Origin of the sequence: Oryzomonas rubra (genome assembly GCF_008369015.1) — a bacterium.
Classification (GTDB): domain Bacteria; phylum Desulfobacterota; class Desulfuromonadia; order Geobacterales; family Pseudopelobacteraceae; genus Oryzomonas; species Oryzomonas japonica.
This window is the reverse complement of sequence record NZ_SRSD01000003.1, coordinates 363,720-386,878: the sequence shown is the minus strand read 5'-3', so window position 1 is coordinate 386,878 and position 23,159 is coordinate 363,720. Positions and strand designations below refer to the sequence as shown.

The following is a 23,159-nucleotide window of genomic DNA, read 5'->3' as shown; positions in this document are numbered from 1 at the left end:
GGAAGGCGGCCATGGAACACCATACCGAACACCAGAGTGTTCACCGAAGCGATTATGGCCGGCTGATCGCCATCATTATGCTGCTCTGCCTGCTGGCCGCCGCCGGATACGCCCTGCAGCATACCATCTCCTGTTTTCTGCTCTCCTGGATAATCGCCTATCTCCTCGATCCGCTGCTCGTACAGGCCGAACGGCGCGGCATGAAACGGTTTTTCGCCCTGGGGCTGCTCTACGTCGCCCTCGGTATCCTGATCGTTTTCTTCTTTGCCTTCATGCTCCCCAAACTCACCATCAGCTGGAACGGTATCCTCGCTGAACTGCCCACCTATATCCAGAGGATCAAACTGGACGCCCTGGAATGGAAGTCACGGCTTCCCGACCGCTACGGCTCCGAGGAGATCCAGTGGATTCTGGACAAAGTCTCGGCAAATGTGGATACGGCGGCTGAGAAGGCCGGCGCCTGGGTCTACGTCTTCGGCACCCGGATATTCTTCAACATCTTCAATATCGTGCTCTCCCCGATCCTGGTTTTTTTCATGCTCTACTACAAGCAGACTATCATCGAGACCGCCTCCTCCTGGGTCCCGGAACAGCGTCGCGAGATGCTCCTCAATATCGGCCGCGAGGTCAATACCAGTATCGGCGGGTATCTGCGGGGGCAGGCCATTGTTTCCATCATCGTGGCGTTCCTGTCCCTGACGGCGCTGTTCATGCTGGATATCCCGCACCCCATCATCAGCGGCATCTTTGCCGGGGCCGCTTCGGTGCTCCCCTTTATCGGGGTGTTTATCGCCGCATTGCCGGCACTGTTCTTCGCCTGGTTCAAATACCAGACCATGGCCAGCCTGGCCCAGACCGCCGCCGCCTTCGGGGTTATCTACTTCCTGGAAGGGTACGTGATCAAGCCGCTGGTGTTCAGAGGTTCCATGAACCTTAATCCGCTGGTGACCATCATCATGGTCATGGCCCTGGGCGAACTGCTCGGTTTCTGGGGTATCCTGCTGGCCCTGCCCATCGCCGCCGCCATAAAGATAACGTGGGGGCACCTGCATAACGGCGATTTCAGGGATTAATTCTTACGAGACGTTCCTGCCCCCACCCATTCGCCCTGATCAAGGATGGGGGACCGGACCTCTGGAAAGTCGGCCTATGACTACGATCAGCATGAAAATCACCGGCATGTCCTGTGCCAATTGCGCCGCCCGGATCGAGAAGGAGATCGGAAAACAGCCCGGCGTCTCCACGGCAACCGTCAACTTTGCCATGGAAGAGTTGGTCGTCGGCTTCGATGAAGCTGTTGTTTCGCTGGATGAGATCGCCGGCCGCGTCGAGAAGCTCGGATACGGCGCGATCCGCCCCGAACCGGCCGATGAGTTGACCTTCGGTGTTCAGGGCCTGCACTGCGCCTCCTGCGTCAACCGGCTGGAAAAGAAGTTGCTGGAAAACCCGGCCGTCAGCGCCGCCATCGTCAACCTGGCGGCCGAAACCGGCTTTGTGCGTTTCGACCCTCACCAACTCGGCATGGCGGATATCTTCGCCATGGTTCACGAGGCCGGCTACACCCCGGTTGAGCTGCATGGCGCCGAGGCCTCGGCCGACGATGCGCTCCGCCTGCAACGCAACTGGTTCCTCTTCTCCCTGGCCGCCTCGCTGCCGATCATGCTTACCATGGGTGTCCATGCCAACCGGGCCGTGATGCAGCTCAACCTGCTTCTGGCCACGGCGGTCCAGTTCTCGGCCGGCCTGACCTTTTACCGCGGCGCCTGGAGCGCCCTGAAAAACCGCAGCGCCAACATGGATGTGCTGGTGGCCCTGGGGACCTCGGCGGCCTATTTCTATTCGCTCCTGGCCTATGCCGGCCTGTTGGGGCCCCATCGGGAGGTGTTCTTCGAAACCTCGGCCATGCTTATCGCCTTCATTCGCCTGGGCAAGTACCTGGAGGCCCGGGCACGGGGCAAGGCCGGCGAGGCGCTGAAGAAGCTGCTCCACCTCCAGGCCGATACGGCCCGCTTGGTGACGGAGGAGGGGGAGCGGGAGGTGCCGGCATCCCTGATCCGTGTGGGCGACGTGGTGCTGGTGCGACCCGGCCAGGCGATCCCGGTGGACGGCGAGGTCATCGAGGGGAACGGCGCGGTGGACGAGTCCATGGTGACCGGAGAATCCCTGCCGGTGGAAAAGAAGGCCGGCGACACGGTGACCGGGGCCACCATCAATAAAAACGGCGTCCTGCGAGTCCGGGCCACCCGTGTCGGTGAGGCCACCCTCCTCTCCCAGATTGTCCGCATGGTCCGGGAGGCCCAGGGGGACAAGGCCCCCATCCAGCGGTTCGCCGATGCCGTTTCCGGCTGGTTCGTGCCGGTGGTGCTCCTCCTTTCTCTTGCGACATTTTCCATCTGGTTCTACTCCCTCCACGCAGGTTTCCTGGCGGCCTTCCGTTTTGCCATCGCCGTGGTGGTGATCGCCTGCCCCTGTGCCATGGGGCTTGCCACGCCGACCGCCATCATGGTGGGGAGCGGCGTGGCCCTGGCCCGGGGCATCCTCATCAAGAAGGGCTCGGCCCTGGAGGCCATCTCCCGCATGCAGGTGCTGCTGCTGGACAAAACCGGAACGCTGACCATCGGAACGCCGACCATGACCGACCTGGCGGCCGTGGCGGGGGTTGATCCGGCGCGTCTTTTGGAGTGCCTGATAACGGCCGAGATCCACTCGACCCACCCTCTGGCCCAGGCTGCGGTGCGGGCGGCCGAGGAGGCGGGCATCAAGCCGGGGGCGGCAACGGACTTCGAGGAGCGGGGAGGTTTCGGCATCACCTGCACCCATGAAGGGTTCCGCCTGGCGGTGGGCAATGAACGGCTGATGGAGGAAGAGGGGATCAGTCTCAAGGGGTTGGCCGACAAGGCCAAGGAACTGGCCGGGACCGGCAAATCGCTGATATACGTGGCCGCCGGCACGACCCTGGTGGGGGTAGCCGCCTTCGCCGACACGCTGAAACCCGGTTCCGCCAAGGCGGTGGCTGAATTCAAACGCATGGGCATCCAGACCTGCATGATTACCGGCGACCATGCCGATGTGGCCGCGATTGTGGCCGGGCAGGCCGGTGTGGACAGCTTCGAGGCCGAGGTATTGCCGGACCGCAAGCAGGAGGTGGTCAGGGAATACCAGCAACGCGGCATGATCACCGGTATGGTGGGGGACGGCATCAACGACGCTCCGGCCCTGGCCCGGGCGGATATCGGCATCGCCATCGGCGGTGGCACGGACGTGGCCAAGGAAACCGGCGATATCGTTCTGATGCGCAACGACCTGACGGACGTGGTGCGGGCCATCGCCATCGGTCGGGCCACCCTGGCCAAGGTCAAGCAGAACCTGTTCTGGGCACTGTTCTACAATATCCTCGGCATCCCGGTGGCGGCAGGCCTGCTCTCCCGCTACGGCATAACCCTCAAGCCGGAGTACGCCGGCTTGGCCATGGCCTTTTCCTCGGTCTCGGTGGTGCTCAATTCCATCCTGCTGAAACGGATGGAGCGGAGCCTGTGAGGGGGGCGGCCCCGGAGGTGGAGCGGTGTTGACCAAACAGGAAGAGATCGTCCTCGAATGGGTGTGCCTCGACTATGAGCGGGCGCCTGCCATCGTCGGCGAGGTCTCTTCCTCTCTTGGCCGCCAGGCCACCGACCGGGAGGTGTTCGGGGTGCTGCTGGCACACCTTGGGCGGGGGCTGGTGAAAGCCTATCTTTACGAAACAGAGACGAGAGCGTTCAAGCAGCTTACCCGTCCTGCCGACCATGACCCGGAAGAGGTGTGGTGGTATTGTACGGAAGCAGGGAAGAAAGCGCTTTTCTGAGCCCCGGTGGAGATTCATTCTTGAAGGTCGTCGCGTTCAACGGCAGCCCCCGCAAAAGGGTAATGCCTCGCTGCTCATCAAGCCTGTCTTCACGGAATTGAACCGTGGGGGGGATCGAGACGATGCGCGACCTGGTGGTGGTAAACACGGCGTGGCTGATGAAGAGAATCGGGGTGTGATGCGGGGCGATTCACGAATCGCCCCGCCAGAACCTGAAACAGCCTACAAGAGCGCCTTTGCCGCAGCGATTGCGGCGGCGTAGTCCGGCTCGCTGGTCACCTCGGGAACGATCTGGACGTAGCGGACGATATCGTTGGCATCCACCACGAAGACCGCCCTGGCAAGCAATACCAGCTCTTCGATCAGAACGCCGTAGTTCTTGCCGAAGGAGCGGTTGCGGTAGTCGGACAGGGTGACCACCCGGTCGATGCCCGCTGCTCCGCACCAGCGTTTCTGGGCAAAGGGGAGGTCCTGGCTGACGGTCAGCACCACCACGTTGCCCGGCAGGCCGGCGGCCTCCTGGTTGAAACGGCGGGTTTCCGTGTCGCACACCGGCGTGTCCAGGGACGGCACGGCGCTGATGATCTTGATCTTGCCGGCGTAGGTCCCCAGGGTGGTTGCCGCCAGGCCGTTATCCGCCACGGTAAAATCGGGCGCCTTGTCGCCGACCTTAACCTCCGGGCCGACCAGGGTCATGGGGTTCCCCTTGAAGGTGATGATGCCTTTGCGTTCGCTCATGGACGTGTCCTCCTGAAATTAGCTGCCTATCTTTTTGGACAATTTTACTCCGTAACCGGAAAAATGCAATCCTCCCCCGTCAAAACAAGCCGTGCATCTTTAGAAACTGCATCACCAGCCGATAGGTAATGCCCCATAGCACCGGTTTGTCCGGCTGCGGCAGGCGAATGGCCGGGGTCTCCACCGGTCGGCCGCGAAAATGGACCTGGGTGGTGATGTGCCGCCGCTGGTCGGCAAGGTCGGCCAGATTGACCCAAAATGCGTCCCGCGATTCGTGGTTGATGGTGACTGCCGGGAGGGCGCCGCTGAAACCGTAGGCGAAACAGGCGATCCTGACCGGCAGATGCGCGCCGACGATATCGCCCAGTCTGCCCAAATGGCGGGCAGCAGCCAACTCGATGGCCGCCTCTTCGCGGGTTTCCCGCTCGGCGGCCTGGCGCAGTGTCTCCCCCGGCTCGACCCGTCCCCCGGGAAATGCCAGGTTGCCGGACCAGGGGTCGCGCTCGTCGGTTGCCCGCTCCAGGAACAGCAGATGGAGGCCGGCGGACTGTTCAACCAGAACCATGGCCACCGCTGCGGGGCTGCGCCCGTCATCGGGCGCTTCGTCGTGCTGCAACCGGGAAATGGTTGCGCAGATGGTATCAAAGGTGAGGGTCATACAGGAACCTGCCACATGTTCTGTTTTACGGAACTGTAAACGGCAATGGTAAGGGAAGTCAAAGCCATTTTCCCGTGGCCCGGAATAGGGGACCAAAGTAATCCCATACTTTTTGACTTTTCATGTCCCCCATGTTATAAATATCCACTTTTTCCTGAAATTATTGTCTGAATATTTACGAAATCATTATATAGTTCATACAGGGAGGCATGCAATGAACCACTTTCAGTACAAAGCCAATGAGCTCTATGCGGAAGACGTGCGGCTCGCGGATATCGTCGCCAAGGTCGGTTCGCCGGTCTACGTCTATTCTCACGCCACCTTGGAACGGCACTTCAAGGCCTTTGACGGTGCTTTCGCCTCGGTGCCCCACACCGTCTGCTACTCGGTCAAGGCCAACTCCACCCAGTCGGTACTCAAAACCTTCATCAACCTCGGCGGCGGGGTGGATATTGTCTCCGGCGGCGAACTGTACCGGGCGCTCAAGGCCGGCGTCGATCCGAAAAAGGTGGTATACTCCGGTGTGGGCAAGAAGGACGAGGAGATCGAATACGCCCTGAATACCGGCATCCTGATGTTCAACGTGGAATCGGAGCAGGAGTTGACCAGGATCAGCGAGATCGCCTCCCGTCTGGGGAAAAAGGCCGGCATCGCCATCCGGGTCAACCCGGACGTGGACCCCGGCACCCATCCCTACATCACCACCGGCCTGAAAAACGCCAAATTCGGCATCACCATCGACCGGGCCATGGAGGAGTATAAACGCGCCGCCGGTCTGCCGGGCATTGAGGTGATCGGCATCGACATGCACATCGGCTCCCAGTTGACCAAGGTCAACCCCTTCGTGGATTCCATCGAGAAGCTGAAGGTCATGATCGGCAAGCTGAAGGAGATGGGCATCAACCTGCAGTACTTCGACTGCGGCGGCGGCCTGGGTATCCAGTACAACAACGAGGAACCGCCCCTGCCGGCCGACTACGGCAAGGAGATCATCGCCGCCACGAAGGATCTGGGCCTGCACCTGGTGTTCGAGCCGGGCCGCAACATCGTCGGCAATGCCGGTATCCTGGTTGCCCGCTGCCTCTACACCAAGGCGCGGGACGAGAAGAACTTCATCATGATCGACGCCGGCATGAACGACTTGGCGCGCCCGGCCCTGTACGGCTCCTTCCATAGCGTGCAGGCGCTGAAAAAGGATCAGGACGGCCTGATCACCGCCGACATCGTCGGGCCGATCTGCGAGTCGGGAGACTTTCTGGTCAAGGACCGGGAGGTGCCGATGTTCAAGCAGGGCGACCTGATGGCCTTCATGTCGGCCGGCGCCTACGGTTTTGCCATGAGCAGTTCCTACAACAGCCGCCCCCGTGTGGCCGAGGTGATGGTCAAGGGGGGCGCATTCGAGATTATCCGCGAGCGCGAGACGATCGAAGACCTGATCAAGGGCGAGAAGGTCGCCACGTTCCTGTAGGAGGTTGTTGAAAAACAGTCATCTCGCCGCCGTCCTCGAAGTCCTTTTTGTGCGGCGTAGCGCTGCTACGCCTCCGCGGGGCTTGTCTAGCGGGTGCGACGATCTGACTATTCTTGAACAACCTGAGTTTTTCAACAGCCTGGTAGTTGAAATCACAGTATTCCACCCGCAAGGAGGAAAAGGGTATGTTTAGAGGCAGCATTGTCGCCATCGTGACGCCATTCAAGAACGGTGCGGTTGACGAAGAAAAATTGCGTGAACTGGTGGAATTCCAGATTGCGGGCGGCACCGATGCCATCGTGCCCTGCGGCACTACCGGTGAGTCGTCCACCCTGGATTACGAAGAGCACGACCGGGTGATCGAGATCGTCGTGCAGCAGGTGGGCAAGCGGGTCCCGGTCATCGCCGGCACCGGCTCCAATTCGACCCGCGAGGCGATCGAGATGACGGCCCATGCCAAGAAGCTCGGCGCCGACGGCGCCCTGCTGGTCACCCCCTACTACAATAAGCCGACCCAGGAAGGGCTCTATCGCCACTACATGGCCGTTGCCGATGCCGTCGAACTCCCGTTGGTCCTCTACAACGTGCCCGGCCGCACCGGCGTGAACCTGCTGCCCGAGACCGTGGCCCGTCTGGCGCCCCACAGGAACATCGTTGCTGTCAAGGAGGCCACCGGCTCCCTGCAACAGGCGTCCGAGATTCTGGCCCTGTGCGGCGACCAGATCGATGTACTCTCCGGCGACGACTTCATCACCTTCCCGTTGATGGCCTGCGGCGGCAAGGGGATCATCTCGGTGACCGCCAACATCATGCCCGCGGAGGTGGCGGCCCTGGTGGACGCCTTCGAGGTCGGCAACATGGATGAGGCCCGCCGCCTGCACCTGAAACTGCTCAAGATCAACAACGCCATGTTCCTGGAGAGCAACCCGATCCCGGTGAAGACCGCCTTGGGTCTGATGGGCAAGTGCAGCGACGAGATGCGCCTGCCGCTCTGCCCTATGGGCGAGGCCAACAAGGCCAAGCTGGCTGCCATCATGAAAGAGTACAACCTGATTTAGCAGGTTGTTGAAAAACAGCCATCTCGCCTCCGTCCTCGAACGCCCTTTCGTGCGGCGTAGCGCCCGGCCTTCGCAGCCAAAGCAGCTTCGGCGGAGTAGGCCTGCTACGCCTCCGCGGGGCTTGTCTAGCGGGTGCGACGATCTGACTATTTTTGAACAACCAGGATTTTTCAACGCCCTGTTAAAGGTACAACGAGGATTTTACCATGATCAACATCGCCGTTTGCGGTGCTGCCGGCCGTATGGGACAGCGCATCATCAATTCCATTGTCGAAACCGAAGGGGTCCGGTTCTCCGGCGCGCTGGAGCGTCCGGGTCACCCGCTGGTGGGGCAGGATGTGGGCCTGATCGCCGGTTGCGGCGAGTTGGGAGTCGCGGTTTCCGATGACCTGAACGGCGTGATCGCCGCCTGCGACGTGCTGATCGACTTTACCGCGCCCAAGGTGTCCCTCAAAAACCTGGAGGCCTGCGGCCTGCAAAAGAAGGCCATCGTGATCGGCTCCACCGGCTTTACCCCCGAGGAACGCGCCCTGGCTGCGGAACTGGCCAAGACCACCCCGGTGGTACTGGCGCCCAATATGTCGGTGGGGGTCAATGTCTGCTTCAAGATCCTCAAGGACATCGCCGCAACCCTGGGAGACGATTTCGACGTGGAGATCGTCGAGGCGCACCACCGCCTGAAAAAGGACGCCCCTTCCGGCACGGCCGTGCGCATGGGCGAGGTGGTGGCCGAGGCCCTGGGACGCGATTACAACAAGGTGGCCAACTTCCATCGCGAGGGGATCACCGGCGAGCGCACCAAGGAAGAGATCGGCATGCAGACCATCCGCGGCGGCGACATCATCGGCGAGCACACGGTCTACTTCATCGGCATGGGTGAGCGCATCGAACTGTCCCACCGGGCCATGACCCGCGACATGTTTTCCCGCGGCTCGGTCCGCGCCGCCAAGTGGGTCGTATCCCAGAAACCGGGCCTGTACGATATGCAGGATGTCCTGGGGCTGCGGTAGCCCCAAGCAGAACTCCGCGGCCACGCCACGCCATTAAAAACGGGGAGCTTTTTGACCAATGAATGCCGGGGTTCCGTTCAGGCGGCACAGCATCACCGTGAGGATGACCGTGGCGGTTTGCACCTTCGTCATCCTGTTCTCGTCGCTTATGGCGGTCGCCTCCCTGTACTATTTCAAACAGGAACTCAAGGAAACCATCTCCAGCCAGCAGATGACCCTGCTTACCGTCGTGGCTCAGGGCATCGACCAAAAGCTGACGTCCGCCCAAAAGACGGTTGTCGAGGCGTCCCGTGACGTCACCCCCGGCATGGTCGCCGACCCGGATGCGGCGCAACGGTTTCTCGACAGTCTGCACAGCGTCAAGAGTCTCTTCGACAACGGCATCTACCTGGTCTCGAAGGACGGGCGGATCATCGCAGAATCGCCTTTTCTTCCCGATCGGCGCGGCAAGGACATCTCTTTCCGGCAGTTCTACCGGCAAACCATTGCCACGGGAAAACCGCTCATCTCCGCCCCCTTCATCTCGACCCACTCCCCCGGAACCCCGGCGATCAGCATCACCGCCCCGGTGCGGGATAAGAACGGCGCCCTGATCGCCATCCTGGGGGGCGGCATAAACCTGTTGCAGGACAACTTCCTGGGGGAGCTGTCCCATACCCGCATCGCGCAGAACGGGTATCTCTTCCTGGTGTCCGGCGACCGGACCGTCATCATGCACCCGGACAGGTCGCGGATCATATCCACCAAGATCGCACCGGGCGCCAACAAACTCTTGGACAAGGCGCTGGACGGCTTTGAGGGGGTGGCGGAAAACACCACCTCCCATGGTGTGCATGTCCTGTCATCCTTCAAACGCCTCCAAGCCACCGACTGGGTCGTGGGGGGGGAGTATCCGCTGAACGAAGCCTACCAATCGGTCTACCGGCTGGAGAGATATTTCGCCGTGGCGGTGGTGGTCAGCGCTTTCCTGATCATCCTGATCATCAGGCTGATCATGGGCAGCTACACCAACGCCCTGGTGCGCTTCGCCGAGCACGTCGGGCAGATCTCATCCAAGAGCGGCGCGGACCGGCTGTTCAAGCTCGAGAGCAAAGACGAGGTCGGGTTCGTCGTGCAGACCTTCAACGCCATGGTCGAGGACCAGGACAAGAAGAACGAGGAGCTGTTCTACATCAGTACCCACGACGCCCTTTCGGGGCTCTACAACCGCGCCTATTTCGACGACCAGATGGACCGCCTCTCCGCCGGCCGCATCGCACCGATCTCCGTGGTGATGGCGGACATCGACGACCTCAAGGTCTTTAACGACAGTCACGGCCATTCGGCCGGAGACGTGCTGATCACTACCGTCGCCATGATCCTGCTGGAATCGTTCCGGGCCGAAGACGTGGTTGCCCGCATCGGCGGCGACGAATTTGCCATCCTGCTGCCGGGCGTGGATGCCGTCCATGCGGAGATTGCCCTAAAACGGGTCCGGAGCGTGGCTGACAAGTATGCTGCCCAGGCAAACGGTCTCACCCTCTCCATCTCCCTGGGGCGCGCCACGGTGGAGAACCCGGCCAAGCTGGATGAGGCCCTGCAACTGGCCGACCAGCAGATGTACCTGGACAAAGTGAGCCGCAAGCTGGTGGAAAAGGAATCAGAACTGTAGCTACCCGTTACGTTATATTCATACATTTCAAGGAGGATTGAAGCACCAATGGCAAAAATCAACGACAACTACCTGAAACTCAAAGCAGGCTACCTGTTCCCGGAGATCGGCCGCCGCGTGCGCGCCTTTAGCGAGGCCAACCCGAGTGCCAGGATCATCCGTCTGGGCATCGGCGACGTTACCCGCCCCCTGGCCCCGGCCGTGATCAAGGCCTTCCACGACGCCGTGGACGACCTGGCCACCATCGACAAATTCGCGGGCTACGGCCCGGAGCAGGGCTACGACTGGCTGATCAACGCCATCATCGAAAAATCCTATAAGCCGCTGGGGGTCAACCTCAAGACGGATGAGATGTTCATCTCCGACGGCTCCAAGTGTGACTGCGCCAACATTCTGGACATCTTCGCCCTGGACAACGTGGTGGCCATCGGCGACCCGGTCTACCCGGTCTACAACGACACCAACGTCATGATCGGCCGCACCGGCGAGGCCGACGACAAGGGGTACTACAAGAACATCGTCTACTTGCCGTGCAACGAGGCCAACGGCTTCATCCCGGCCCTGCCGGACCGGAAGGTAGACATCATCTACCTCTGCTTCCCCAACAACCCGACCGGCGTGGTGGCATCCAGGGACGAGTTGAAGAAGTGGGTCGATTACGCCCTGGCCAACGACGCAGTGATCTTCTACGACGCCGCTTACGAGGCGTTCATCACCGATCCTACCATCCCCCACTCCATCTACGAAATCGAAGGGGCCAAAAAGTGCGCCATCGAATTCCGCTCCTTCTCCAAGACCGCCGGTTTCACCGGCGTGCGCTGCGGGTTGGTGGTGGTGCCTGAAGAGGTCATGGGCACTACTCCCTCCGGCGAGCGGTACAGTTTCAACAAACTCTGGTTGCGCCGCACCACCACCAAGTTCAACGGCGCCTCCTACCCGGTGCAGCGTGCCGCCGCCGCGGTCTACAGCGACGAGGGGTGGCCCCAGGTCCGGGAGACCATCGACTACTACATGGAGAACGCCCGCATCATCCGCGAAGGGTTGGCGGAAGCGGGGCTCACGGTCTACGGCGGGGTCAACGCCCCCTACATCTGGCTCAAGGTGCCGGCCGGCATGACCAGTTGGGACTTCTTCGACAAGCTCCTGCACGAGGCCAACGTGGTCGGGACTCCCGGCTCCGGTTTCGGCCCCAGCGGGGAAGGGTTCTTCCGGTTGTCGGCCTTCGGGAACAGAGACAACGTCATTGAGGCGGTGGAGAGGATCAAGAAGAATTTGAAGTAGGATTGAGTAAGGGCAGCCGATTGGCTGCCCTTACTTACTAGATTTAAGTATATTTTTTGTCGCCAATTCCGAGGGCATACATACAGTGCTTCTGAAACGATTATTTCGACGCACCAACCGTTGACAAAAACACCACCGCTATGCCATAAAATAGCTCGGTAAGGGAAAGCCGCTTCTGCCTGATGAAGCGGTTTTTATTTTTCCCATGATGGTACTGTAAAACATTTTTGGAGATGTGTGTGGACAACAGAAGACGACTACTGATCAGAAACAAGACGATAGCCACGGGGTTGATGATTGGCGCGGCCCTGCTGTTTGTGGTGGCCCGCTTGCACAAGGGGCAGGGGGCCTGGGAGTGGGTCGCCGCCTTTGCCGAGGCGGCCATGGTCGGCGCCCTGGCGGACTGGTTTGCCGTGGTGGCGCTATTCCGCCACCCCCTGGGGGTGCCCATACCCCATACGGCCATCATCAAGAACAAGAAGGACGTCATCGCCGGAAATCTGGCGAGCTTTATCCGCGACAAGTTCCTGGCCACCGACACCCTGATCGCCCGGCTGCGGGAGTACAACCCGGCCGAGCATCTTGCCGTGTACCTCATGTCCAGGGATAATGCCGCCGGCCTGGCCAAGGGGGTGACCCGCGTGCTTGCCGACTCCCTGGATTTTATCCATGACGAGCGGGTGCAGCGGTTGTTGCGGGCCGCCCTGGGCAACCGGCTGGAAAGCTTCGACCTCTCCACTGCCGCCGGGGGGATGCTCGATGCCCTCAGGAAAGACAACCGCCACCAGATCGTTCTCGATGACCTGTTGCGCCGCTGCGCCGCGTGGCTGGCGACCGCCGAGGCGCAGACCGGGCTGGCCAACGCCATCGATACCCTGTGTACGAAAGAATACCCGCTCCTGAGCGCTTTCATCCCCAATCGGGACCAGTTCGCCAAAGGGGTGGGGGAAAAGGTCGCACACCGGATCAACGCCTTCATCCAGGAGGTTAATGCCGATCCGTGCCATGAGGTCCGGTACCGGTTCGATACCACCGTGACCGAATTCATCGCCCGGCTGAAATCCGACCCGGCACTGCGCGCCAAGGTCGAAACGATCAAGGGTGAGGTCGTCCATAACCAGGCCATAGCCGATTACGCCCAGAGCCTCGGCAACGATCTGAAGAGTTGGCTGAGCGACGACCTGCAGCAGCCCGAGTCACGGGTGCAGGAGAAGGTCGGGGCGGCGGTTGCGGGCATCGGCACGACCCTGTCCCACAATCGGGAGTTGCAGGAGTCGTTGAACGCATACCTGGAACGGTTGCTGCTGCACCACGGAGATACGCTGCGGAGCGCGGTTGCCGGGCATATCTCCGGCACCATGCAACAGTGGGAAATCGATGACTATACCAATGAGATTGAACTGAGCATCGGTTCCGACCTACAGTTTATCAGGATGAACGGCACCCTGGTGGGCGGCATGATCGGCCTGCTGCTGCATGCCGTCTCCCTGCTGCTCGGGTAGCACCTCTCCATATTTCAGTCATTACCACGGGGGGCCCTATGAAGATACAAACAGTGACGCTGGAAACCCGGCCCAAGGTCTATGCCCTGTTGCACCGCACCTTTCCCGGCAGCGACTATGAAGCCGGGCTGGTAGAGAAACTCCACGGGAATGGTAGGGCCCTGCACGAGTGGGTCTGCATCCATACCAACAAGGTTATCGCCTACATCGCCTTTTCCAACGCCTATCACGGCAATGAGGTCTGCGGCCTGCACCTGGCGCCCATGGCCGTGGCCCCCGATTTTCAAAGGCAGGGGGTGGGCTCGGAACTGCTCCGGTTTGCCCTGCGCCAGGAGGCGATCAAAAACCAGCCCCTGTTTGTCCTGGGCGAACCGGGCTATTATAGCCGGTTCGGCTTCGAGCCGTGCAGCATGCCCCTCTGTCCGTTCGATACCGACAACGCCCATTTCCTGGGCATGCGGAACAGTAGCACCGACAGTTTCGTGGTGGGGTACGAACCTGAGTTCAAGCCGCCTGCCACACCGCCCCGTCCCCAGGGGAAGAAGCGACGGGCAAGGTGAACAGCGGGAGATAGGCTCCCGGGGATCAGGGGAGGGGATTCAGGAGGCGAACATCGCGGCGGGGAACCGGGGACTCGATCTTCTTGTCCCGGAAGGCTTCGATCACGGCCTGGTAGATCGCTGCCTGGGTGGGAACAAAATCTTCAACCTTCACCCACGGCTTGATCGCCAGGGCGATGGACGATTCATTGAGGGAGGCTATGCCGACAACGGGGGCAGGCTCCCGTAAAACACAGATATTTTGCTGCAGGATGGTGTTCACCTGTGAGAGCGCCAGGGCAATGTCCGCACCGTACCCTACGGCCGCCGTCAGATCGAGCTGGCGGATCGTGCCGTAGTTGTGAAGGATCTCCCCCACGATCTTCCGGTTGGGGACGATGACGAGGGAGTTGTCCGTATGCAGCAGTGTGGTGGAGAACAGGGCTATGTCGGTTACCTGGCCGTAGACCCCGAGGAGTTCAATATAATCGCCGATGGTGAACGGTTTCGAAAAGATGATCGTCAGTCCGGCCACCAGGTTCCCGAGGAGCCCCTGCATGGCAAGGCTGACGCCGACCCCGGCCACGCCGATCCCGGCTATGAGAGGCGTGATCTGTACCCCCATCTGGCCAAGGGACATGATCCCTATGAGTGCTATGATCAGGAGCTTCACAACCTTGACGATGAGGTTGCTCACCGGCTCGTCATACGCCCTTGACTTCAGCCAGCGATGGATGAGGTTGCCGACCCAGCGGGCGATAAACACACCGATGCCCATGAGGACGATGGCGGTGAGGATCTGCATCCCGTGATCGACAAAATAGAAGATTACCTTTTCGGTCAGTTCCGGTGAGGTTGCCGCGGCCGCCTTTTTTACCAGTGCGCTGTCTGCCATGTAAAAAGGGTATCATGGGATGGGGCGGTGCGCAAGGAGGCCCCGCGACGTCCCCAATCACCACCGGTAGCATCTGAGGTCTTCCGGGGCGGACAGAGAATGCCGGCACTGCGAATAAATTGTTCCGCGAGCCATACTGTGCTATGATAATTTAGCGTCTGAACCACAGGGACACCTCCCCGTGGTTTTTTTATGTACGCGGAATGAGAGCGTCACCCCATGAATCATGGAGCATCTTCATCACACCGTTTGAAATCCCCTCAGTCGGGTTCCGCATGCACCGACCCGACCTGTTGCGGGTTGATAACGGCCCACCACGGCGTTGAGGTCGAGGTCGTCTTCACCACCGGCAAGCGCCGTATGGTACGGGTCAAGCGGAGTTCCGGCCACGTGGTAGGCGACGATGTGGAGGTCGCGGGCGAGATGTTGCGGCGGTTGCCCCGCCGGACAGAACTGCGCCGGCGCGATGGCGGCGGCGGTATCCACCTGGTGGCGGCAAACCTGGATGTACTCGGGATCGTGGTGGCGCTCAACTCGTCGCCGGGCTTCATCGACCGGGCCATTGTCGCGGCCCGGGTGGCTCAGTTGCAACCCTTCGTGGTGGTCAACAAGTGTGATCTGGACGACACCGCCGCCCTGCTCGCCGACCTGCACCGAATCTATGCCGATTCGCTTCCGGTGTTTGCCATCAGCGCCATGGATCGAACCGGTCTGGCGCCGCTGCAGGCGTTTCTGAATCAGGGGCATCGGGGGGTGTTTGTCGGTTCAAGCGGTGTCGGCAAGAGTTCGCTGTTGAATGCCCTCTGCCCGGAGATCAATCTCAAGGTGGGGAAGGTCAGCGACCACAATGGCCTGGGACGGCACACCACCACCGTCTCCACCCTGCACCCCCTGTCCGGAGGTGGCGAACTGGTCGACACCCCCGGTTTCAGGGATTTCGGCCTGGTGGATATCCTGGCGGAGGAGCTGGCCATCCACTTCCCCGGCTTTGAAGAGCATGGCGAGGTGAGTTGTCGCTTCCGCAACTGCCGGCACAGGACCGAACCGGGCTGTGCTATCACCAAGCTGGTGGAGTCGGGGCAAATCCCGGCCGACCGTTACGCCGTCTATTTGAAACTGCTGGGCGAGGTCGAGGCTGATCAGAGCGAGGCCCGCAGCAAAGGCTGGAAAAACTGACGTATTATAGACTTTTATTGAGAAAACGGTTGCGGAAGAATTTAAAAGCAATTACGTGGTGAATACGCGCTGTATGGCGATTGATGGTGGAAGTTCTGCGTGCGATAGTGCATACTGACAGAGTAGATTCCGCGCGGGACACCGTCTGACTGGAGACGCGCATATTAATCCTGCTGGAGTGCAACAGATGAAAGTGGACTTGGACTTGATGAAAAACCTGCTGAGCAAGCGGGGTGATGAGATCGAAAAGAGTGTTACCGGCACCGGCTATCTGGTAAAGACCGTCATGGGCGTCGGCACCTTTCTGCTCGATAACGAAGGGGATATCGACCTGCTGACCGCCAAGCAGAAGGCCACGTTCGAAAGGTTCCTCCTGCCGCTGTTGGAGGAACCGCCCCGTTAGCCGCTCGTGCACCTCACAACAGAGCAGACCCGACGACAGAGGCGGCCCATCGGCCGCCTTCCGTTTCTTTCGGTGGCATGGGCCGACGAGACGCATGCCCGTGGGTGAAAAGCGCAACGGCGGCAAAGAAGATCAAACAAGCTTTAAAAAATACCGACTGAAGGTGAAACTATGAGTATATTCAACCTGTGGAACCCCGAGAAAGTTTGCCGTACCCGGATGATCAGCAAGGATTTTTTCGAGTGCAAGGTGAAACGGCCCGACCCCGAATTCTGTGAGCATTCTCTCCGCATGGGGGGAAGCTACATCTGCAACCATCTGGATCGCCTCGAATTTTCCAACAGGAAATAGCAGGCGCCTGTGCCGCTTCTGATGGCGCTTTCCGTGGAAGCTGCAACATGCCGGCCTGAAATCGCCTGAACACCGTCCCGCGGTGATCGAGGAAACCTTATGGGGATTTCGAAACACCCTTCCGTCGTGACCATGCCGAAGGCCGAGAGGCCGTACCCCTCCATCCTCTCTTTCCTGAGTGGGAGATTTCCCGCTATCCCCCCGGAAATTTGGGAAGGGAGGATCAGGGAGGGCAAGGTCCTCGACGAGGGGGAACAGCGCATAACCCTGGACACGGAATACGCCCCCCAGCGGCGCATCTTCTACTTTCGCGAGGTCGGCGCCGAACCGTCCATCCCCTTTAGCGAAAAGATCCTGTTTCAGGACGACCAGCTCCTGGTCGTCTGTAAACCCCATTTTCTTCCCGTAACCCCTGGCGGACGGTATGTCGATGAATGCCTGTTGAACCGCCTGCGCACCAGCACCGGGATCGAGGAGTTGGCGCCGTTGCACCGCATAGACCGGGAAACAGCCGGTTTGGTGCTCTTTTCCGTCAACCGGGGGAGCAGGGGGCTCTACGGTCAACTCTTCATGAATGGCCGCGTTGAAAAGACCTATCAGGCCCTGGCGGCGTGTCGACCGCTTCAGGAACCGGGATCGTGGGATGTGGCGAACAGAATCGAGCGGGGAGAGCCATGGTTCAGGATGAAGACCGTACCCGGCGCTGCCAATGCCCGATCCATCATCCATCTGGTGGAGGTCAGGGGGGCGCTAGCCCGTTTTGTCCTGCACCCCCAAACCGGCAAGACTCACCAGTTGCGGCTCCACATGAGCGGTCTCGGCTTCGGGATACTGAACGACCGCTACTACCCCGAGTTGCAGGCCGAGCGCGAGGATAACTTCACAACCCCGCTCCAGCTTGTCGCCCAAAGGCTGCGCTTCAAGGACCCCCTCAGCGGCCGGGACCGGGAGTTTGTCTCCGAACGTAAGCTGTTGTGGCAGCCCGGCGTGCCTGGCGAATAGTTTGCTCGGAAAGCGGTACCATGGTATAGTTGCAGCGCGTCTGAACCACAGGGACAATCCACCTGTGGTTTTTTTGTGGACGCAGAACGGGAGCGTAGCGCCATGAACCCCACAGCATTTTCATCACTCCACCTGAAAGCCCCTCTGCTCAAGAACCTGGTCTCCCTCGGCTATGCCGAGATGACGCCGGTTCAGGCCCATAGTCTGCCGCTCATCCTGGCCGGCAAGGACGTGATCGCCAAGGCCAAGACCGGCAGCGGCAAGACCGCGGCCTTTGGCATCGGTCTGTTGACCCGCCTGGACGCTGCATCCTTCCGGGTGCAGGCGCTGGTGCTCTGCCCGACCCGCGAACTTGCCGACCAGGTCGGCAAGGAACTGCGGCGCATCGCCCGCTTTACCGACAACATCAAGATCCTCACGGTGTGCGGCGGCGTTCCCTTCGGTCCCCAGCTCACCTCCCTGGAGCATGGGGCCCACGTGGTGGTCGGCACCCCCGGCCGCCTGCTGGACCATCTGCGCCGAGGCAGTCTCGATCTCTCCGCCCTGCACACCCTGGTGCTGGATGAGGCGGACCGCATGCTCGACATGGGGTTTCAGGAGGACATCAGCGCCCTGATCGCCGCCGCCCCGCCCAAGCGGCAGACCCTGCTCTTTTCCGCCACCTACCCGGAGTCCATTGCCGCCATGAGCGGGGCGATCCAGCACGAGCCGGTGGAGGTCAGTGTGGACGAGGCACATGACGAGGGGGCTATCGAACAGGTCTTCTACGAGGTGGACCACGAGCAGCGGACCGAGGCGGTGGCGCGCATTCTCGGCCATTACCGGCCGGAGTCGGCCCTGATCTTCTGCAATACCAAGGTGGAGTGCCAGGAACTGGCCGACGCCCTGAACAGCCGGGGCTTTGCGGCCCTGGCTATCCACGGCGACCTGGAACAGCGGGAGCGGGATCAGGTGCTGATCTGTTTTGCCAACCGGAGCGCCTCGGTGCTGGTGGCCACCGATGTGGCCGCCCGCGGGCTGGATATCAAGGAGTTGCCGGCGGTGATCAATTACGAACTGTCCCGCAACCCGGAGATCCATACCCACCGTATCGGCCGCACCGGTCGCGCCGGGGAACAGGGGCTGGCAATAAGCCTGGCCACCCCCCGGGAAAGTCGGGTGGTCGCCGCCATCGAGGAGGCTCTGGGCAGCGTGATTACCCGCGGCGATCTTTCCGCCCTGACCCCGGCGTCGGGCAGGCCGCCGGGACCCCCCATGGTGACGCTCTGCATCGACGGCGGCCGCAAGAATAAGTTGCGCCCCGGCGATGTCCTGGGTGCCCTGACTGGGGAAGGGGGAATCGCCGGGAGCGAGGTCGGCAGGATCGATGTCCTGGATTTTCACACCTATGTGGCGATCATGCGGCACAGTGTCGATCGGGCCGTGGCCTGCCTGGGGGGCAACAGGATCAAGGGGCGCTTCTTCAAGGCCCGAAAATTGTGCCTGCCTTTCTGAAATCCACCGCAGGGCCGCGGGTCGAGCCGATTGGCTCTATGACGGTAATAAAAAAATGTCTCTGCCTTCAATGAGTGGTATAGTGTGCCTAACCGCTCTGTCGGAGAGGCGCCATAACCATACGCGATAAGGAGAAACAGCCATGAGCAAAGGTGTGGACAGTAAGAAGGAAACAAAAAAAGAACCGGCTAAAACCCCGAAGGAAAAGAAGGCTGAAAAGAAGATCAAAAAGGCTGAGAAGAACAAATAGGAGTGGGGGCAGACTTCAAGGGATGGAAAATCGACGAAAGGCGGCCAATCGGCCGCCTTTCGTGTTTCTGGGGGAGATGCCGAACCCTGGAAGCGCCCCCGGTCTTCACCAGCATCGAAAACAAATGGTTTCGCAGAAGGCTGTGATGTGAAATGTCGAGTGCGCCCCTTTGCGGATTGCCGCGATTCGCGTGATGGACATCACAACATTTGCATCTGTTCCCATGTTATGGTAAGCACTGGAGTGCCATACACAGCCCGGATAATCGCCCGGGCCCTGCGATCAACAGCCTGCACCCTGCAAAGGTCTACCGTGCGTCTTTTTTGTTGCCTCATTTCATGCTGCCTGTTTTTTTCTGCATCGCCCCTGTTCGCATCGGATGAGATCCTGGATTACGGCCGTATCGCCACCATCGATCTTCTCATGGAACGGGCCATTTCCAGCAATCTCATCGCCGGCGGCGTCGTGGTGATCGGCAACCACAATGGTATCCTCTCCAGTACCGCCCGCGGACGGCTGAACGCCCGCCCTGATGCGCCGTTGCTCGACGGGCAGACCATCTTCGATCTTGCCTCCCTGACCAAGGTAATCGCAACCGCGCCGGCGGTGATGAAACTGCTGGATGAGGGGCGCATCTCCTTGCTGGACCCCCTGACCCTCTGGTTTCCCGAATTCAAGGGATCTGAACTTGAAAACGTCACAATCATCCATCTGCTGACCCATACTTCGGGACTCGCGGATTTCGATATGAGTACGGATGAGACCATGAAAATAGCCGTCATCAGGGCGGCGGCGGAGAAAGACCGGCCCCGGCCGGGCAGCAGTTTCCATTATGCCGATATCAACTTCATTCTGCTGGGTGAGCTCGTCCACCGGGTTTCAGGCAGGACATTGGACGTCTTCTGCCGCGAAGAGATCTACACGCCGCTTGCCGTCCCCGAGACCATGTTTTTGCCCACACCGAATCTCGCGAACCGGATCGCCCCCACGCTGGGCGGTGACGGTGGCACCGTGCAGGACCGGAATGCACGGCGCCTCGGCAGTGTTGCGGGCCATGCCGGCCTGTTCAGCTCTGCCCAGGATCTCGCCCGGTTTGCCCGCCTGATGCTGGCCGGGGGGGCGCTTGACGGCAAGCGCATCCTGTCCGAACAGGCGGTGAAGCAGATGACCACCCCGTTTTCCTGCCGCAACGGCACGGTGGTGCGCGGCCTGGGCTGGGACATGGATTCTCCTTTTTCGGCGCCGAAGGGGAAATTGTTTTCAGATGCCTCCTTCGGCCATACCGGTTACAGCGGTTCTTCCATCTGGATCGACCCGAAGCAGGACCTGTTCGTGGTTCTCCTGACAAACCGACTGGATTACCGGCACATCAGACAGTTCAACAAGCTGCGCAGCGATATCTCCACCATTGCCGCGGCGGAGTTCCGCACATCGGGCGATGAGCGGGGATCGACGGTAGCCCCGGAGCTTGCACGAATCTCCTCGGACCTGCACCAGAATGTGGCGGCCCGGAAGGCCCCGGTCGTTTCACACCGCATCAGGCTGGTAGCGGCGGTATCCAAACACACCAAGGCGTATCGTCAGTACGCCAAAAAGGGCGGCAAGAATCATCGTCACAAATCCTATGGCCGGACCCGCCGGGCGTGAATCACCGAAGGGCCGGTTTCCATGCTTCATAGGGAGATCGGTTGATACCTGAATAGACAAAGGGCGGCCAAGCGGTCGCCCTTTGTCTATTCTGCGGTGCGCGAACTGTTAAGTTCATGCCAGCGCCGTGCCGATTCCACATCCCGCATGACGCCATGCACGTCGGCAGGGGTGCTGCTCTGCTCAAAGCGTCCGGTCAGCACGGCATCCGGTCTGAGTTCGCCCCTGGCGTAAAGCTTCCAGATCTCCCTGCCGTAGTCGGTGGCCAGCAGCTCGGGAGCAAATCGGCTGAAGTAGGCGGTCATGTTGGCGACATCCCGTTTGAGCATGTCGGCGGCATTGTTGTTCCCCGCGGCGTCGATGGCCTGGGGGAGGTCGATGATGACCAACTCGCCGTTACCGACCAGTACGTTGTACTCGGACAGGTCGCCGTGAACGACGCCGGCGCAGAGCATGAGAACGATCTGCGCGATCATCGTGCTATGATATTTCCGGGCCTGTTCCGCCGTCAGCCTGACATCGTTCAGCCGCGACGCGGTGTTGCCGTCGTGGTCGGTCACCAGTTCCATCAGCAGTATTCCCCCGGCGTAGCTGAAGATCTTCGGTACGCGTACCCCGGCGTCGGCAAGGCGTTGCAGGGCGTTCACCTCGGCGTTCTGCCAGGCGCCTTCCTGTTCCTTGCGGCCAAACTTCGTATTTTTTCCCATGGCGCGTGCCTGCCGGCTGTTCCTCACCTTGCGCCCCTCCTGATAGCGTGCCTGGGAACTGAAGCTCCGGTGCTCGGCTTCCTTGTACACCTTGGCGCAGCGCAACTCTCCCATGGACCGGACGATATAGACCTCGGCCTCCTTGCCGCTCATAAGCTGGGAGACCACCTCATCGACGAGGCCGTTATGGACCAGTAACTCAAATTTCTTCGGCATTCTCATGGGGCATTATATCCTATCCTGGACGCACGGAAGCGTTTTCCGTATTTCCTGTTCGTTTCGGCTGGGGCGGTTCGCATGACGGGGGGGCGGGCTGTTCCCGAGGAGGGAAGAGAGGCGGTCGGATCGAAGGACACCTGAGAAGATATTTTCAGGAAGTAAGTCAAGATATAACTATAGCCTAAATCCCGCCTAAAGGATAGGGGATTTCCAAGGGCCGCCCACCACATATGTTTGGCTTTCCGGTACTATCGGCCGGTGACGACCAGCGACAGCCGGGGCCGGCAATAAAAAAAGCCGGGTCGCCGCAGCTATCGTCATACTGATAGTTCGGCGACCCGGCTGTCTCAGGGAGACCCTGTGGGCTTTCCGTCCCATCCTCGCGGATGGTTTAGTAGTATCGCTATCTGAATCTGTCCTGTCTGAAGTGGCATAACCTTACCCTATGGGCAGACGCCTGTCAAGGCGGGGACGTCCGGCCCACACGCCAGCCCCCTTCGGGCCGCGCACCCCGCGTGACAGGAAGGGCTTGGGATGACATCAAAATGCTCCCATTGCAGTGCCCTCCCTTTTGTGCTATTCCCAGAACAGGAAACACCAGGGCATTTCATACGCGCCGGCATGGGGCGGTCCCTCGCAGATGCGGGGTTCCGGTGCTCCGCCCGGTTTGCGCTTCCGGGGCGTAGCGCCCCAGTGCAGGAGTCTGATGGGTGGAACTGTTTTCGATGGCCCAATGCGTCGGGTATGGCGCCTTTGTTTTGGGGGTGACGGCCTTTTTTCAGAAGATCGATCATCGCCTGAAATTCTTCAACGCCGCTGAATGCCTCGCTTATGCGGTGCATTTCATGCTTTTGGGAAATTTCCCCGGTGCGGCCAGCGCCCTGATATCGAGCGTGCGCTCGTTCCTCGCCATAAAGATCCGCTCGCCGCTGCTGGCCGTGGTGATAATCGGTCTTAACGTCGCCGTCGGGCTCACCCTCGCCAAGAACTGGGTCGGCTGGTTTCCCGTCGGCGCATCGAGTATGGCCACCTTGGCGGTCTTCACCATGCGGGGGATCCCCATGAGGCTGGCTTTGCTGGTCAGCACGTTTCTCTGGCTGGCCAACAACATCATCTGCGGCTCCATTGGCGGCACGCTGCTGGAGACCGTTATCGCCATCGTCAACGGTTCGACCATGTTCCGTATTCTCAGGTCGCCTGAACGGAGATTGTCTCGGGGGCTTCCCGGGGCGGAAGATTGAGAGAGGCGGGCAGAGTGACATACTGGGG

21 protein-coding genes and 1 riboswitch are annotated in these 23,159 nt (G+C 60.6%); of the genes, 17 read left to right on the top strand and 4 right to left on the bottom strand.

What is annotated here, in order from left to right; genetic code table 11:
- Positions 1-11: 11 nt before the first annotated feature.
- The 3 genes from ET418_RS06960 (at position 12) to ET418_RS06950 (ending at position 3,841) form a co-directional block, all read left to right on the top strand.
- On the top strand, positions 12-1,073 hold the full coding sequence (locus ET418_RS06960) for an AI-2E family transporter (protein WP_149306856.1): 1,062 nt from the start codon (positions 12-14) through the stop codon (positions 1,071-1,073).
- Between the two features lie 76 nt (positions 1,074-1,149).
- Positions 1,150-3,537, top strand: a complete 2,388-nt coding sequence (locus ET418_RS06955; protein ID WP_149306855.1) for a heavy metal translocating P-type ATPase — start codon at positions 1,150-1,152, stop codon at positions 3,535-3,537.
- A 25-nt stretch (positions 3,538-3,562) separates the two neighbouring features.
- The gene (locus tag ET418_RS06950; protein WP_149306854.1) at positions 3,563-3,841 is read left to right on the top strand and encodes a hypothetical protein; all 279 of its coding nucleotides are present in this window, start codon (positions 3,563-3,565) and stop codon (positions 3,839-3,841) included.
- Positions 3,842-4,063: 222 nt separating this feature from the next.
- On the opposite strand, the gene tpx is transcribed toward ET418_RS06950, so the two are convergent.
- Both tpx and ET418_RS06940 read right to left on the bottom strand, forming a co-directional pair.
- Positions 4,064-4,579 carry a thiol peroxidase gene (tpx, locus tag ET418_RS06945; protein WP_149306853.1) on the bottom strand — a complete coding sequence of 172 codons (516 nt, stop codon included), beginning with the start codon at positions 4,577-4,579 and terminating at the stop codon, positions 4,064-4,066.
- A gap of 79 nt (positions 4,580-4,658) precedes the next feature.
- Positions 4,659-5,237, bottom strand: a complete 579-nt coding sequence (locus tag ET418_RS06940) for an NUDIX hydrolase (RefSeq protein ID WP_149306852.1) — start codon at positions 5,235-5,237, stop codon at positions 4,659-4,661.
- Between the two features lie 214 nt (positions 5,238-5,451).
- On the opposite strand from ET418_RS06940, the gene lysA reads away from it, so the two are divergent.
- The 7 genes from lysA to ET418_RS06905 all read left to right on the top strand — a co-directional run bounded on the left by lysA (position 5,452) and on the right by ET418_RS06905 (position 13,767).
- Complete coding sequence (gene lysA / locus ET418_RS06935; RefSeq protein WP_149306851.1) at positions 5,452-6,705, top strand: diaminopimelate decarboxylase; 1,254 nt, start codon at positions 5,452-5,454, stop codon at positions 6,703-6,705.
- Positions 6,706-6,890: 185 nt separating this feature from the next.
- Positions 6,891-7,763: a 4-hydroxy-tetrahydrodipicolinate synthase gene (dapA, locus tag ET418_RS06930; RefSeq protein WP_149306850.1), complete on the top strand. Its 873-nt coding sequence runs from the start codon at positions 6,891-6,893 to the stop codon at positions 7,761-7,763.
- A 206-nt stretch (positions 7,764-7,969) separates the two neighbouring features.
- Positions 7,970-8,773 carry a 4-hydroxy-tetrahydrodipicolinate reductase gene (gene dapB, locus ET418_RS06925; protein WP_149306849.1) on the top strand — a complete coding sequence of 268 codons (804 nt, stop codon included), beginning with the start codon at positions 7,970-7,972 and terminating at the stop codon, positions 8,771-8,773.
- A gap of 58 nt (positions 8,774-8,831) precedes the next feature.
- Positions 8,832-10,424, top strand: coding sequence for a sensor domain-containing diguanylate cyclase (locus tag ET418_RS06920; RefSeq protein WP_149306848.1), 1,593 nt, complete (start codon positions 8,832-8,834; stop codon positions 10,422-10,424).
- Positions 10,425-10,472: 48 nt separating this feature from the next.
- Positions 10,473-11,705, top strand: coding sequence for an LL-diaminopimelate aminotransferase (locus ET418_RS06915; RefSeq protein ID WP_149306847.1), 1,233 nt, complete (start codon positions 10,473-10,475; stop codon positions 11,703-11,705).
- Positions 11,706-11,938: 233 nt separating this feature from the next.
- Entirely contained in the window at positions 11,939-13,207 is a 1,269-nt protein-coding gene (locus ET418_RS06910) for a DUF445 domain-containing protein (protein WP_338045078.1), read from the top strand.
- Positions 13,208-13,245: 38 nt separating this feature from the next.
- Positions 13,246-13,767 (top strand): GNAT family N-acetyltransferase, encoded by a 522-nt coding sequence (locus tag ET418_RS06905; protein ID WP_149306845.1) that lies wholly within the window; start codon positions 13,246-13,248, stop codon positions 13,765-13,767.
- 25 nt (positions 13,768-13,792) lie between these two features.
- On the opposite strand, the gene ET418_RS06900 is transcribed toward ET418_RS06905, so the two are convergent.
- A complete protein-coding gene (locus ET418_RS06900) occupies positions 13,793-14,641 on the bottom strand; it encodes a mechanosensitive ion channel family protein (RefSeq protein WP_149306844.1) in 849 nt (282 codons plus the stop codon).
- A gap of 219 nt (positions 14,642-14,860) precedes the next feature.
- On the opposite strand from ET418_RS06900, the gene rsgA reads away from it, so the two are divergent.
- The 6 genes from rsgA (at position 14,861) to ET418_RS06870 (ending at position 20,964) form a co-directional block, all read left to right on the top strand.
- Entirely contained in the window at positions 14,861-15,817 is a 957-nt protein-coding gene (gene rsgA / locus ET418_RS06895) for a ribosome small subunit-dependent GTPase A (RefSeq protein ID WP_149306843.1), read from the top strand.
- A 187-nt stretch (positions 15,818-16,004) separates the two neighbouring features.
- Complete coding sequence (locus tag ET418_RS06890) at positions 16,005-16,220, top strand: hypothetical protein (protein ID WP_149306842.1); 216 nt, start codon at positions 16,005-16,007, stop codon at positions 16,218-16,220.
- 171 nt (positions 16,221-16,391) lie between these two features.
- A complete protein-coding gene (locus tag ET418_RS06885) occupies positions 16,392-16,571 on the top strand; it encodes a hypothetical protein (protein WP_149306841.1) in 180 nt (59 codons plus the stop codon).
- A 99-nt stretch (positions 16,572-16,670) separates the two neighbouring features.
- A complete protein-coding gene (locus tag ET418_RS06880; protein ID WP_149306840.1) occupies positions 16,671-17,573 on the top strand; it encodes a pseudouridine synthase in 903 nt (300 codons plus the stop codon).
- A 102-nt stretch (positions 17,574-17,675) separates the two neighbouring features.
- Complete coding sequence (gene dbpA, locus ET418_RS06875; protein WP_149306839.1) at positions 17,676-19,067, top strand: ATP-dependent RNA helicase DbpA; 1,392 nt, start codon at positions 17,676-17,678, stop codon at positions 19,065-19,067.
- Between the two features lie 562 nt (positions 19,068-19,629).
- Positions 19,630-20,964 carry a serine hydrolase domain-containing protein gene (locus ET418_RS06870; protein WP_246152974.1) on the top strand — a complete coding sequence of 445 codons (1,335 nt, stop codon included), beginning with the start codon at positions 19,630-19,632 and terminating at the stop codon, positions 20,962-20,964.
- A gap of 86 nt (positions 20,965-21,050) precedes the next feature.
- On the opposite strand, the gene ET418_RS06865 is transcribed toward ET418_RS06870, so the two are convergent.
- Positions 21,051-21,893, bottom strand: a complete 843-nt coding sequence (locus ET418_RS06865) for a PA4780 family RIO1-like protein kinase (RefSeq protein WP_149306837.1) — start codon at positions 21,891-21,893, stop codon at positions 21,051-21,053.
- A 326-nt stretch (positions 21,894-22,219) separates the two neighbouring features.
- Positions 22,220-22,296: riboswitch (cyclic di-GMP riboswitch) on the bottom strand.
- Positions 22,297-22,600: 304 nt separating this feature from the next.
- On the opposite strand from ET418_RS06865, the gene ET418_RS06860 reads away from it, so the two are divergent.
- Entirely contained in the window at positions 22,601-23,131 is a 531-nt protein-coding gene (locus tag ET418_RS06860; RefSeq protein ID WP_149306836.1) for a YgjV family protein, read from the top strand.
- The last annotated feature ends 28 nt before the right edge of the window (positions 23,132-23,159 follow it).

What these genes read in the sequence shown, in the direction of transcription:
- ET418_RS06880 (WP_149306840.1), top strand. Translation starts at nt 16,671, where the DNA reads ATGGGGATTTCGAAACACCCTTCCGTCGTGACCATGCCGAAGGCCGAG.
- rsgA (WP_149306843.1), top strand. Translation starts at nt 14,861, where the DNA reads ATGAATCATGGAGCATCTTCATCACACCGTTTGAAATCCCCTCAGTCG.
- dapA (WP_149306850.1), top strand. Translation starts at nt 6,891, where the DNA reads ATGTTTAGAGGCAGCATTGTCGCCATCGTGACGCCATTCAAGAACGGT.
- ET418_RS06885 (WP_149306841.1), top strand. Translation starts at nt 16,392, where the DNA reads ATGAGTATATTCAACCTGTGGAACCCCGAGAAAGTTTGCCGTACCCGG.
- ET418_RS06890 (WP_149306842.1), top strand. Translation starts at nt 16,005, where the DNA reads ATGAAAGTGGACTTGGACTTGATGAAAAACCTGCTGAGCAAGCGGGGT.
- ET418_RS06905 (WP_149306845.1), top strand. Translation starts at nt 13,246, where the DNA reads ATGAAGATACAAACAGTGACGCTGGAAACCCGGCCCAAGGTCTATGCC.
- dapB (WP_149306849.1), top strand. Translation starts at nt 7,970, where the DNA reads ATGATCAACATCGCCGTTTGCGGTGCTGCCGGCCGTATGGGACAGCGC.
- ET418_RS06940 (WP_149306852.1), bottom strand. Translation starts at nt 5,237, where the DNA reads ATGACCCTCACCTTTGATACCATCTGCGCAACCATTTCCCGGTTGCAG.
- ET418_RS06900 (WP_149306844.1), bottom strand. Translation starts at nt 14,641, where the DNA reads ATGGCAGACAGCGCACTGGTAAAAAAGGCGGCCGCGGCAACCTCACCG.
- ET418_RS06955 (WP_149306855.1), top strand. Translation starts at nt 1,150, where the DNA reads ATGACTACGATCAGCATGAAAATCACCGGCATGTCCTGTGCCAATTGC.
- ET418_RS06865 (WP_149306837.1), bottom strand. Translation starts at nt 21,893, where the DNA reads ATGAGAATGCCGAAGAAATTTGAGTTACTGGTCCATAACGGCCTCGTC.
- ET418_RS06910 (WP_338045078.1), top strand. Translation starts at nt 11,939, where the DNA reads ATGTGTGTGGACAACAGAAGACGACTACTGATCAGAAACAAGACGATA.
- lysA (WP_149306851.1), top strand. Translation starts at nt 5,452, where the DNA reads ATGAACCACTTTCAGTACAAAGCCAATGAGCTCTATGCGGAAGACGTG.
- ET418_RS06960 (WP_149306856.1), top strand. Translation starts at nt 12, where the DNA reads ATGGAACACCATACCGAACACCAGAGTGTTCACCGAAGCGATTATGGC.
- dbpA (WP_149306839.1), top strand. Translation starts at nt 17,676, where the DNA reads ATGAACCCCACAGCATTTTCATCACTCCACCTGAAAGCCCCTCTGCTC.
- ET418_RS06920 (WP_149306848.1), top strand. Translation starts at nt 8,832, where the DNA reads ATGAATGCCGGGGTTCCGTTCAGGCGGCACAGCATCACCGTGAGGATG.
- tpx (WP_149306853.1), bottom strand. Translation starts at nt 4,579, where the DNA reads ATGAGCGAACGCAAAGGCATCATCACCTTCAAGGGGAACCCCATGACC.
- ET418_RS06915 (WP_149306847.1), top strand. Translation starts at nt 10,473, where the DNA reads ATGGCAAAAATCAACGACAACTACCTGAAACTCAAAGCAGGCTACCTG.